Source organism: Colwellia sp. BRX10-4 (assembly GCF_014077465.1).
Lineage (GTDB): Bacteria > Pseudomonadota > Gammaproteobacteria > Enterobacterales > Alteromonadaceae > Colwellia_A.
Window position 1 is genome coordinate 12,837 of sequence record NZ_JACGVZ010000007.1, and the last position, 13,867, is coordinate 26,703.

Consider the following 13,867-nt stretch of genomic DNA (forward strand, 5'->3'; position numbering starts at 1 on the left):
CGCTAATTTATGACGTTCTAAGGATTATAAACAACATCCAAGCTTACGCCACTAGCAGCCGAATAGCCGTAAATACCGATATGCCAAGTGTCTGCTGCAGGGCTGGTAAATGAACAGGCTTCATTATTGCCACCTTTGTACGGGCGACAATCATAAGTTGATGATGTTGGCTGTGCGCCACGTCGAATATATAAATCAGCATCACCAGTACCACCACTCATCGTGAAGTCTACTGTTGCCATGCCAGCTGGTACGTCAATGGTGTAATAAGTCCATGCTTGACGAGCGACACTAATATCCGTTAAAGATGCACTGCCACCAGTTGCTCCGCCACCTGTTGCAGGTTCAGTAAAGCTACCTGTTAAGTTAACACCAGAGAAAGCTGAGTAGGCAACAACTTTCACATAATAAGTGCCCGCTTGTGCCGTACTAATAGGACAACTTTCACTATTACCACCAGCATAAGGACGACAGTCATAGCTACTACTTGTAGGTGCTGAACCAAATTTAACGTATAAATCAGCATCACCAGTTCCACCAGCCATATCAAAGGTTAGGTCTGTTGCACCCGCTGGAACTTCCATTGTAAAGCTAAGTTCAGTACTTGAAGCTAAGCCAGATTTGGTCGTGCCATTACTTAATACATCATCACCAGTTGGTGGCGGTGGTGGTGTTACGCTACCACCACAAGTTGCAGCTAATGCATCAGACGCTGCTTTTGCTTGTACTAAGCCAAAGCCTGTCTTGTCATCGCGACCCGCAACATCAAGATCAATAGCCGTTGATTTTAAAGCGCTTCGTACTTCATCAGCGTTACAATCAATGTTGTTACTCCAAACTATTGCGGCAACACCGGCAACATGAGGTGTTGCCATTGAAGTACCATTATAATAAGCATAGTTTTGCGAGCCGTTAACCGTTAACGTCGCTGCACTACCTAACTGCGTTAATAACTGTTGACCTAGAGCACGACTAACCGAAACACTGGGCACTGAAACAGCGTTAGTAGAATCAACTAAGAATGGATTTTGTAAACCAGGACGAGTACTGTCACTATAAACAATAACACCAGAGGCACCTGCATCAGCACAAGCTTTAGCTGGGTTTATTTCGGGGTAATTACTGCCTTTTTGGTTGTCATTACGTTCTGCTAAACAAATATTACCAGCAACATTACTACAGCTGTAGCTACTTCCTGAAAGTGTACAACTTGCTAAAACACCGTTTGCACTGCTATCTACATTGCTTACGATGAAGCTACCACCACTTTCAATGTAATGAGTTTGTGGCACGATATCATTAGCATAAGTTGTTGAACCTAAATTAATAAAACCTAAGCGACCATCGCCAGCAACGGTTGATAAAACCGCTTCACCTGGAGCAGATATTTCAACTTGGCTAGTGTATTGAGAAAACTCAGCATGTTGATTGTTGCTATCAAGTGCGCCAACAGCCATAACAGCGTCATAAGAAGCAGGGTAAGATAATGTCGTATTACCATCATTACCTGAAGCGGCAACTAATAATACGCCAGAATCTGCAGCTGCTTGTAATGCATTTTTCTCAGTAACACTTGAACCTGCACCACCTAAACTCATGTTAATAACTTTTGCGCCATTATTTACACAAGTATCAACTGCATCACTTAACTCGCCAACATAACCCCAACCCGCTTCATTAAATACTTTAACAATATGCAGATTTACATTGATGTTTGGCATAATACCAACAACACCTTCACTGTTATTAACACCAGCAATAGTACCTGCTACGTGAGTACCGTGAGATCCCCCGTTTTGATACCAATTTCCAGTACCTGAATTATTGGTACCTGAAGCATTGTTAGCATTTAAATCAGGGTTTGCCTGTTCATAACCAGAATCAATAATACACACGGTCATATTTGCGCCGTCGTTATCAGTTAATTGGTCTGATTGTGTTTGTGCTATACCCCAAGGTTGATTTTGCGCCATTAAAAAGCGTTTGTAATCAGGTTCAATGAACTCAATTGACGAGTCCTTTTTCATGCGGTTGATCATGGTTTTCACATCTTTAATGTTCTTTTCTTTACCAAAAGAAATAATGTGATGACCATTTTTCAAAATCTTTTCGTGTTTTAACGATAAGCCTGCTTTTTTCGCTAACCCTGGAGGGATTGTTTTTCCGTTTTTCTTGTTTTTATATTTAACAATTAAACGATCAGTAAAATCCTGCTTTTCGAGCATTTGTTGTGCACGCCAATCAGCAAAACTTAATGTTGTTGATTGGGCAGATTCCATTCCGCTTTTATTTGCTTTATTAATTTTAGCTTGGCTTGCATAACTTGCCGCGCTAGTTACGGTTAGAATAGATAAGGCTACTGCACTGAGTGCAAGGCGTTTGTTATTTCTCATCTGATATAAACTCCATCGTTTATTTTTACGTTTAATTTGAACGTTTGCCTAGGCTACCTTCAACGTATTTTATTATGTATTACTTTAATGGGTGAAAACCCACTCTAAAAATAATGGCTTGTTTGCGATTTTTTAACTAGCAAATCACAGACTTTTTTTCATAGTAAAGCGACAGGTTGGTTTTTATTTTTTAGTTATCTATATGAAAAAAAAGATTTTGTTTTTATTTTGTCGTGCGTGTTCGAAAAGCTGTCGCTATTTTGCTAGGGAATATTTTCTGACTTGATATTATCGAATTATGCAAGATGCACGATACTGATTTAACAAAGATAAATAAGTCATCATCAAGATAGTAAGGACTGCTCAATAAAACATAACGTTGGTTGATAATAAAAATAATATAAACAACGTCCCTACATATAAGAGAGAGTAGAACATATGAAAGCTTCTAAATTTACGACATCAATTATTGCTTTAGCCGTTACCGCAGCATTTTCAGCACAAGCTGCCGATGATCGATACATTATTAAAGTAGACGAAAGTAAAAAAGGCCTTGTTAAAGCTCTCGCTAAAAAATTAGGCGGCGAATTAAAAGTTGACGGCAACGGTTTTATCGCTGCTTCATTCGCTGGTAAAGACTTAAGCCAAGTTAAAGGTTTATTAAATAACCCACATATTCAAATGATCGAAGAAGATCAACGCCGTGTACCACTTTCTGTATATAGTGATACTGCAGGCAACCCTGCTACAACTCAACTTACTCCTTATGCGGTTGTTCAATCTCAAGCTGACCAAGTTAACTTTAACGCTGGCGCAGGTATGAAGGTATGTGTTATCGATTCAGGTTTAGATCGCTCTAACCAAGATTTTATTTGGAACAATATCACAGGTACTAATGATTCAGGCACAGGTAACTGGGATGAAAACGGTGGCCCACACGGGACACACGTAGCCGGTACCATTGGTGCTGCAGATAACGGTTTTGGTGTTGTTGGTATGGCACCTGGCGTTGATATGCATATTGTAAAAGTATTTAACGAAGCAGGTTGGGGATATTCTTCTGACTTAGCTTATGCAGCAAACGTTTGTTCTGGGGCTGGCGCGAACATCATCAGCATGAGTTTAGGTGGTGGTGGTGCAAACAGCACCGAAGAAAACGCCTTTAAAGCATTTACAGAATCTGGTGGTTTAGTTGTAGCAGCTGCAGGCAACGATGGTAACAATGTTCGTTCATTCCCAGCAGGTTACTCTTCAGTAATGATGGTTGGTGCTAACGATAATAATAACGCTATAGCTGATTTCTCGCAATTTCCGAGCTGTACGTCGACAACGACAACAGGTAAAGGTAAAAATCGCACAACGACGACAACGACGAACGACACTATTTGTGTTGAAGTAACGGCTGGTGGTGTTGATACATTATCTACTTACCCTGCGGGTATGGCAACTAGCGCTTCAATGAGTGCTGATGGCGTTGCTTTTGCTTCATCTGCAATGGAGAACTCAGGGGTAGTTTCAGGTAATACTTACAACATGGGAACTGCAGAGTCTACTGACTCAGGCGCAAACGGTATGGTTTGTGTTATAGAGCGTGGCGTTATTTCTTTCCATGATAAAGTGAATAACTGTGAACTTTCAGGCGGTATTGGTGCTGTTCTATATAATAACGAACCTGGTATGCTATATGGTACTTTGGGAGACACTAACGTAACTAGCATTCCTGCAGTAGGGGCTTCTCAAGAAGACGGAGCAGCGTTATTAGCAGCTAATACAGTTGATATTACTATTGGTATTAGCGATTACGGTTTCATGAGCGGTACTTCAATGGCAACACCAGCAGTATCTGGTATTGCTGCGCTAGTTTGGTCTAATCATAACGGTTGTACGGGTACAGAAATTCGTGATGCACTAAAATCAACAGCTGAAGATAACGGCGCAGCAGGTCACGATGACTACTTTGGTCACGGTATCGTTAAAGCAAAAGCGGCTAGCGATTACTTAACCGCTAATGGTTGTGGTGGTGGCGGTGTTACTCCTCCTCCAGTAGAAGGTGGCGATATTACTGCTGACGCATCAGGATACAAGGCTAAAGGTAAAAACAAAGTTGACGTAACTTGGTCAGGTGCCGCTACTGCAAGTGTCGATATTATCCGTAATGGTTCTTTAAGAATAACAACAGCAAACGATGGTGCTTATACCGACAGCTTTAGAACTTCTGGTTCGTTTACATATAAAGTATGTGATCAAGGAACTAGTAATTGTTCTACGGAAACCACCGTTAATTTCTAGATTTATATGTTTTAGTACAAGGAAGTAGTCTTATTAATTAGTTGGTATCCAGTTCATTATTTGAGCTGGATATTTTTATTTTAGCAACATTTAATGATTTATAGTTATATGTATATACTCATAAGTTATTACAGGTTGGGTCCGGTTTAGTTTATGTTCACAATAAATGTGTATTTTGTAACTAATTATTAAAAATTGTTTAAATGTACAATTGTTTAAATTTAAATTACAAACATTAAGTTAAATTACCCTGACGTTTTTAAAAGATGTAACGGGAAAAGGGGATAAAATTTTGAATATTTCTGTAAAAAGCATTATAAAACCACTCTCACTTTTAGGTCTTATCAGCTTAGCTGTTTGGCTCATCCATACAACAATTAATAAAAATGTAGATGCACAAAAGCAATCGTACATTATTTCTTCAAACAACTATCAATTATTGCAAACAGAATTAGCAACGCTAAACGTTCAACCAACGCATCAATTAGCTATTATCAATGCTGTTGCCGTTTCCCTTAATGTTGAACAGTTAGCTCAGTTAGATGCACAGTTAGACATTCAGGTTACGCAAAATCATCATGTAGAAATGTCTGGTGGCAATGCCTGGGGCAAGCGTAAATGGCAGCCAAAATCTGTCGTTAATGACTTGATTGAAGCTTCTGCTGCTCATTCGGCCTACAATTTTGGCGATGGTGTAACTATTGGTTTTTTAGATACAGGCCTTGATCAATTAGAAGGAACATCTTCAGGTTTATCTACTGATTTATATGGTCGGGATAAGTTCTGGGGAACTTATGATGCGGTTAATAACAATGTCAGTAATTATAGTAATGAAGAAAGTGGCCACGGCACACATGTCGCCAGTATTGCTGGCAATGCAGATTACGACGTTTACGGTAAAGTTTATGGTGTTGCGCCGAATGCTGCATTAGTTGGAATTAAAGCCTTTGATGCCGAAGGCAAGGCGACCTATGCAGACGTTATTCGCGGCATAGATTGGGCGTTACAGGTTAAAGATCAAATCAATCTAAAAGTATTGAACATGTCGTTCAGTGGGCCAGCTCGTTCATACTATTGGGAAGACCCACTTAACCAAGCAGTAATGAAAGCATGGCAAGCTGGTATTGTGGTTGTTGCTTCTGCTGGTAACAGTGGTTCTGGCCCTATGACAATCGGCGTTCCAGGTAATGTACCTTATATAATTACCGTTGGTGCGATGACTGATAACTATACGCCTTCTTATTTAAGTGATGACATAGTCGCTAGTTTTAGTTCGGCGGGCCCGACAGTCGAAGGATTTGTTAAACCAGAAATTGTCGCACCAGGCGGTCATTTATCAGGTTTAATGGCTTTTGATACGCAAATAGTTCAGGAACATCCAGAATTTCATGACGGCGGACGATATTTTGAAATGTCAGGCACATCACAAGCTGCTGGCGTAGTTTCTGGTGTAGTGGCTTTGATGTTGACACAAGATCCAACGTTAACTCCTGACGAAGTTAAGTGTCGATTAATGGACAGTGCCCATACGGCATTCGATAATAACGGTGAACTTGCTTATAGCGTATTTCAACAAGGTTCAGGTGTGGTGAATGTGGCTGATGCATTAGCGAGTAAGGCTTCAGCATGTGCGAATCAAGCATTAGATATTGCACAAGACATTGCAGGTAATGAACACTTTTCAGGACCTGCCAACATCGACTCAGATGGTAATTTTTATATCGAAGGATTGGGAGAAGATTATGTTTGGAAACTCAATGAAGGTACAGTAGACGGTAGTGCGGTATTGTGGAAAGTAAATTATGGCTCAGATAATCAATTTTGGAAAAATACAGCATCAACTGATGCAGTACTTTGGAAAGTAGATTTCGAAACAGATGCTGTGCTTTGGAAAGTCAACCTTGAGTCAGATGCAGTGCTTTGGAAAGTAAACTGGGATGGGACTGACCATACCACAATTGATGTAAATCTGTGGGTCGAACAACAATAGCTCTCTAACAGCAGCCACTGTAATCATTCAGTGGCTTGTTCTTTTGTTCTATTATTAACTTAATAGTGCAATGCCTAACTCCCCTAAAGTGAATAACTTTATGAAAAACTACTTAATCTTCTTTTTCATTTTCTTCGTTAGCCCCTCTATTTTTGCCAAAGAAGTCAAATTATTTAAAAATTTTGGTGTCGACAATCCTATGTCCTACCAGTTTGTCAGAACTATTGCGCAAGATGATAATGGTTTTATGTGGTTTGGGTCACATGAAGGATTGCATCGGTTTGATGGTTATCAATTTTTAAGTTTTCATCATGATGATGACAGGGCTAATTCGTTGAGCTCAGACGCTATAAGTCGAATTTTTATCGATTCAAAACAACAGTTTTGGGTTGGAACCACCGGCGGTGGACTAAATTTATATCGCGAACAGTCTGAAGATTTTTTTCATATTACGACTGAAACCAAAGATCTTGCATTAAGCAATGATGTCATTAATACCTTATTTGAAGATTCTGAAGGAAAGCTATGGATAGGCACTGAAAGTGGCATTAATATTTTGTCGAAATCCCAAGGGAAATGGGAAGTAAAGCACATACTCCAAGAGCTTGGTAATCCGAATAGCTTAACTCACAATACAGTACACGAAATCATTGAAACCAAAGATAATAAAGTTTGGGTAGCGACTAATGGTGGTGGTATATCCATATTTGATTTACAAGGTTATTTTATACAAACATTAAAGATAGGCGATAAAGAATCAAGTATTTATATTAGTAAGTTTGTTAATTCCCTACACCAAGATGCATTAGGGAATGTTTGGATTGGAACCGCTGAGAATGGCTTAATAAAATATGATACGAAAAATGGGCATTATACTCATTATGTCTATGATGAAAATGACGTTTCGACTATCGCTAGTAATACAATCAAAACGATTTATCAGGATTCCCATAATCAGTTATGGATCGCAACCGATAAAGGTTTATTGATTTACAACGAACTAGCAAATAATTTCAATCGGTATACACATGAAGGAAATAATCAGCGAAGCTTAAGCAGTAACTTTATATTATCTGTGTTTGAAGACAAAAATAATATGATTTGGATAGGTACTCTAACAGGGGTCAATAGCTGGGATCCACGTATGGCGACATTCAGTCAACATAGTGCGCAGACTAACGAGAATATAATTAATAGCAATGTAACTAGTTTTGCGCAGTTTAAAAACGGGATGGTCTTTTTTAGTACATACAGTGGGGGAATTTACCAATTTCCCGCCAATGATATTGAAATCTCTAGGCTAGATTTAAATCAATACTTTTCTGAGCTGAGGATTATGACCTTATTAGCTGAGCCTGATAGTGATACTCTTTGGGTTGGCACGCGTGGATCTGGTTTATTCAAAATCGATTTAAAGTCAAAAAATATTATTAAATATCAATATGAAGTGAACAATCCTCACTCAATCTCCGCTAATAGTATTACCGATATTATTAAAGATCAGCAGGGTAATATATGGGTATCTACTTTTCAGCAAGGGCTGAATAAGTTAAATACAGATGGTAGTTTTACTCGGTTCACACAAAATGATAGTGCATCTAAGCAAAGTATTAGTAGTAACCATATTTTGCATCTTTTAGAGGATCATAATGGGTATTTATGGATTGCTACCTATGGTGGTGGCTTAAATCGTTTCGATCCTAAATCTGAAACCTTCATTCATATTATGCACGACAAAAATGTATCAAAAAGTCTTTCAAACGATATTATTCTGTTTATGTTATTAGACAAATATAAAAATCTTTGGGTCGGAACTCAGGGAACAGGCCTCGACATTTTGAGTTACGAAGATATGAAAAATGAGAACTTCTCATTTAAACATTTAGACTCAAAAGATGGGATGAAAAGCCTTACTGTTTTTGGAATAGTTCAGGATATCCATGAAGATATCTGGTTAAGTACGAGTGAGGGTATTTCTCGATACTCACCTGATAATTCTGAGTTTAAGCACTTTGACCTGACTCATGGCCTAATAGACCTTGAATATAATCACAGTGCTATTTTTTCAGGGGCAAACAATACATTGTATTTTGGTTCAGGCAAAGGAATGAGTACGATTAACCCAGAACAAATTAATACTAGCTTGTCTGTTCCAGAAGTAAGATTAACCAGTATTTTAAAGCTGAATGAACCTATGCCTCTCGGCAGTAATTTATCTAACTTAAGTCAATTGGAATTTGATTACAGTGATCAGCTAATTTCCTTTGAGTATGTTGGTTTAAACTATGCGAATCCTGAGTCAACTCTTTATAAGTATCGTTTGTTAGGCTTTGATGAGGAGTGGATAGCTGCAGGTAAATCACGACGAGCCACTTATACAAATTTACCTGCAGGCATTTATACACTGCAGATTATTGCTGGAAATAACGACAATGTATGGAGTAAACCTGGGATATCACTTGATATTTTAGTTAAACCAGCACCTTGGAATACTTGGTGGGCTTACTTATTGTATGCCATGGCGGTTGCTTTAACGTTATTAGTCTACTCACGCTTTTTGAATCGAAAACTATTTGTTGAACAACAACAAAAATCTTACCTTAAAGAGCAGGTCAAAGATAAAACGCAAAAGTTACAATCGCAAAATAGCGAACTTGAACATGCTAATATTCTACTTGAAAAGTCGGCAACGGTAGATAAAGTAACTGGTGTACGAAGTCGCCGCTATCTTGATATTTATATTGAGCAAACTAGCCAGCTGATGAATCAAATTCATCAGAATATTCTACCAGTACAGCGGAGCACTTTACCCCGTCTTTACGTCTTAATGGTTCAGGTCAATGAGTTGACCAATATCAGTAATAGCCAGTTGATTAACATTACTGATTTATTACTGTTTAGCAGAAATACCGATGACCTAGTTGTTCGTTGGTCCGATGATACCTTTGCTGTTATTGGTTATGAAAAAGATAACAATGCTGGTGAATTAGCAGCGCGGTTAGCAAGTAAATTTGAAAAACAATTCGACGATAATATTTCCATGAATATTGCTTACTCTTTTTATCCGTTTAATAGAGAGCAACCTATGGAAATATCGTGGGATCAAGTCAGCGTGATGATTGAACTTGGCTTAACATTAACAAGCGAAGAGCCAGCGATTGCTTGGCTTGGCTTATGTGAACCTAAGTTACAACCCTTCAGCTACTTAGCAGTGATTCAAGGCGCTGATCTAGCGACACTTAAGCATAACATCCAAGTTAAGCAAGGTTAGCCTGAGTAGCTTTTTGGTTAGCTTTTAATAAATTGTTGTTGATATTGTTTTGGGGTGCAGTTAAACGACTCTTTAAAGCATCGACCAAAATATGTTTGTGAAGAAAAACCAACATCTAAGGCTATTCTGCCAATTTTAGAACCATTTTGTAGCAATATCTGTGCTTTTGCTAGACGGAACTCTTTAATGAAGTTATTAGGTGTTGTGCCCAGAGTTACTTTCATTTTCCGTTGCAGCTGGCGTTCACTCATCGCCATATTACTGGCTAGATCTTGAATACCCAAATCAGTTTCCAAGTACATCTTAGCAACAATGGTTTCTAGTTTTTCTATAAATTTTTCATCAACAGATAAAATAGCACTTTCGCTTGGAGTTAACTGCGACACTTTTTTTACGCTACTTTCTTTTTGTTGTTCTTTTTGATGGTCACGAAATTTATGTAAATAGTTCTGCTGGAGCAATTTACGATTTTCAATCAAATTTTCAATACGTATTAATAATTCCTGCTGATTAAAAGGTTTACTTAAATACTCATCCGCTTGTAAATTAAGGCCGTGAAGACGACTATCTAGGTCTGAACGGGCGGTAAGCAAAATAACGGGAATATGAGAAGTGAGTTCATTTTCTTTTAATTGCTTAAGAACTTCGAAGCCGTCAATACCCGTTAACATAATATCGCACACGATAAGGTCTGGTATATATTCCTCGGCAATGAGCAGTCCTTGTTCTCCACTCATTGCTAATAAACAATGATGCTGCTGTTCAACCACACGTTTTATGTGATTTTGCATATCGAGATTATCTTCAATAACCAACACGACATTATGTAAATGATTTTGTGTCTTAGTTTTATTATTATTTTGCTCTAACAGCAGTGATGATACTTCGCTTTGAGATACACTCATTGGCACTTGAGTTTCTATTTCGACAGCGGTAGCTAAAGGTATTGATAGAGAAAACTTACTGCCTTTATTGTATTCACTGACTAAATTGATACGCCAGTTATGCGCTTTTACCAATTCATTAACTAAAGATAAACCAATACCTACACCAAAAACAGCATGGTTTTTTTCATCATCAGCTCTTTGAAAGCGTTCAAAGATTTTACTTTGTGATGCTTGATTAATACCTATGCCGGTATCTGTAATCTCTAAAATAACATTATCTTGATCAACATAAGCACTGATCTTGATGCTACCGCCAGCAGGGGTATATTTAATCGCATTAGCAAGTAAGTTGAAGATGATTTTTTCAAAACCCTGAGCGTCACATTCTAGCCAAAGATCATCAGATATATCAGTATCAAAACTTAAATCATTTTGTTTAGCTAAGCGTGAAAATGAATCAATTGGCATAGCCATTAACTGACTTAATCGATAAGTAGACAATGAAAGCTTAGGGTTGTCAGTAAGGCGTGAGAGTTCTAATAGTTGTTCAACCATACGAACTAAGCGCAAACCATTACGCTTAGCGGTAATAAGTTCCAGCCCCTCTTCTTTACTGTGAGCTTTGAGTAGGTATTGGTCTAAAATGCCATTAATAATTGTTAATGGTGTCCTAAACTCATGGGAAATGTTCGCAATAAACTTATCTTTTAAATCTAACATCTGCTTTTCAGCTAACTTTCGTGAAGTTAAATTAATAAAGGTAATAACAATAAGGGGTTGTTCTTCGCGATCTGCCCACTGCAATTCAACCTGAACAGGGAATTCAGTACCATCGGCACGTCGAGCGGAACACTCTACTGAAATACCGATATCTTTACGTTGTAAGGCGTATACATTACTTTTGAAGCCAAAAAAGTAGTGCATAGTGTCTTCTGCAGAAAAAAGTGCGCTGACATTCGTGCCTTTCAATTCATGTTCTAAACTTTGGAACAATTGAACCGCGGCAGGGTTTGACGATAATATTTCGCCGCCCGTTGATGTCGTCAAAATAGCATTATTAGATGCACGGACAATGGCTTTGTCTTCACTATTAAGAATTGAGCTGAGTAATTTATGGTTTGTCTGTATTAACGCTTTTTGTTCTTGTTGCTGAGTAAAAGCGTTTTCCTTGAATTCAAGCGTGTTTTTTCTTTTATTGTAAGCAATAAGAATGACTAAAATAAAAGCAATAACGCCCCAAATACCAATAACAAAAGACTGCCAGAAAGAATTTGTAATGTAGTGTGCCCCAACTTCTAAACCAACGATATGAATGCTAAAAATAATACTCACCAGCAATAAAATGTAAAATTCGGGAAAGGTATCTTTTGAAATAGGTTTGGTCGGTCTTTGAATGTTTAATGATGCACTTGCGGCAAAAATAAGACCACAGTATGGGATTAACGCTATTAAGCTGTTCGTATAATTGTCTTTATAAAGGGCTTGCTCTTCAAGAAGAAAATAATTATTAGTGTTATCAACTAACAAAGCTAATGAGGCAATGGCTAGTGGCCAATAAATAGCGCGCCAAAACTTTTCACGACAAAAAATAACACAGCTGATTAGTCTAATAAAAATGAGGCCAGAAATGGTTATATGAAATAATAATGACGGTAATAACCTGTGATCTAACGCTTTTGAAAACTCTTCTGGCAGTAGTACGAAATAACAAAAACAAGTGACTGTAAAAAATAGTGCAGGTACTCGACCCGCAATGTATTTATTGAGTGGTGTTTCGCTGAGATGCGGGTTGGTTTCTATGGCCAGTAAGATAAAAAAGTAACTGAACAAAGAGAAAAAATCTTGCAGGATTGGGGAGGTGTTTATGTAGTTACCGGCAAAGATAACACCCGAAATAAGATCAATAATGATAGCGAGAGATAAAAACTGCCAGAACAATTTTAATGAACGTGATCTGGTCTGTAAATAGCTATGAACAACAAAGAATACTGCGGTAGCCTGTAATAATATAGTAGGAAGCGATAGCAAAAGAGCAGAGGAAATATCAAGAGTGTTGGTGATCGTTGCATAGGGTAATAAGGTTAAAATTATTGTAATAAATAAAAGTATTTTTTTATTAAAATATAGCAATGATGTGATCCAATATTAAAGTGACGTTTAGTATGTTGCCTAATCATGAGGCTTATTATTTTCTCCTTTAATAAATATAGTATACATTAATTTAACACTATATAAATGAATGAAAAGCTTTCACTGGCTATTTATATCGTTGAGTAAAAAGGCTAATTTTTTAATATTAGCATTCGACAATTGCCGATAATCAAAATAGGGACAGACAATTAAATTTTTAGCTTTATCAATAGCAAATTGCTCATCTAGCCAAGTGAAACTAGCGTTTAGTTGATTTGTCGCTAACAAATGCTTAGCGTAGGTTTTCCCACAAATAATATGCAGAGTGTGCTTAGTGGTTGTTAACTGAGGCGGAGAAAATAATAAAGCCGTTTGAGAGCCTTGCTGCAGCAAAAATCGCTCTCGATATTTTTGCCAAGTTGGCGCAAGCGTTGAGTAAGCGAATTTTTCTTTATCAAGTGCGTAAAGCAGCTTTGCATAAACATTGAAAACTTTCCGCCAACCATTACCGCAAGCTTGATTAATCATCTCTATTTCGCCTAAGGTTAGCGGCGATAGACAAGATAATTGCTGATATTCAAGCATACTCGGTTTATTACCAATATAAACGGCGATGCTAAAGTTTGAACAACCTAAACCAATATTCTTCAATAGTACTTACTTCGTTTAACGGGGGGTATTATGTTAAATTGTAAATCTATAATCGAGACAAGTAAAACGTCATCAAAATTTTTTGTTTGTATCTGCAAGTGTTGTTGATAAAAGATTATTAGCCGTTATTTATTGGTGGGTCTGAGACAGAAGGCTATTTAATGAAATTATCCATCATCAGCACGTCGTTTTGTTTTTTGAATGTATGTAGTTACTGGCAAAGTTAGATAGATTAATGATTATCAATATCTACCAG

The 13,867-nt window shown here is 37.7% G+C and carries 6 protein-coding genes; 3 read left to right on the forward strand and 3 right to left on the reverse strand.

Annotated features, from left to right (window positions below):
• Positions 1-17 precede the first annotated feature (17 nt).
• A complete protein-coding gene (locus tag H4J67_RS07745; RefSeq protein ID WP_182175270.1) occupies positions 18-2,393 on the reverse strand; it encodes a S8 family serine peptidase in 2,376 nt (791 codons plus the stop codon).
• Positions 2,394-2,831: 438 nt separating this feature from the next.
• On the opposite strand from H4J67_RS07745, the gene H4J67_RS07750 reads away from it, so the two are divergent.
• From H4J67_RS07750 to H4J67_RS07760, 3 genes are all read left to right on the forward strand, one after another.
• Complete coding sequence (locus tag H4J67_RS07750; RefSeq protein WP_182175272.1) at positions 2,832-4,682, forward strand: S8 family serine peptidase; 1,851 nt, start codon at positions 2,832-2,834, stop codon at positions 4,680-4,682.
• 292 nt (positions 4,683-4,974) lie between these two features.
• Positions 4,975-6,672 carry a S8 family peptidase gene (locus H4J67_RS07755; protein WP_259368524.1) on the forward strand — a complete coding sequence of 566 codons (1,698 nt, stop codon included), beginning with the start codon at positions 4,975-4,977 and terminating at the stop codon, positions 6,670-6,672.
• A 100-nt stretch (positions 6,673-6,772) separates the two neighbouring features.
• Positions 6,773-9,943 carry a two-component regulator propeller domain-containing protein gene (locus H4J67_RS07760; RefSeq protein ID WP_182203390.1) on the forward strand — a complete coding sequence of 1,057 codons (3,171 nt, stop codon included), beginning with the start codon at positions 6,773-6,775 and terminating at the stop codon, positions 9,941-9,943.
• A 17-nt stretch (positions 9,944-9,960) separates the two neighbouring features.
• Here the strand turns inward: H4J67_RS07760 and H4J67_RS07765 are convergent, their stop codons facing one another.
• Both H4J67_RS07765 and H4J67_RS07770 read right to left on the reverse strand, forming a co-directional pair.
• Entirely contained in the window at positions 9,961-12,960 is a 3,000-nt protein-coding gene (locus tag H4J67_RS07765) for an ATP-binding protein (protein WP_259368525.1), read from the reverse strand.
• Positions 12,961-13,080: 120 nt separating this feature from the next.
• Positions 13,081-13,611 carry a DUF6942 family protein gene (locus H4J67_RS07770; RefSeq protein WP_182203392.1) on the reverse strand — a complete coding sequence of 177 codons (531 nt, stop codon included), beginning with the start codon at positions 13,609-13,611 and terminating at the stop codon, positions 13,081-13,083.
• Positions 13,612-13,867: the final 256 nt, after the last annotated feature.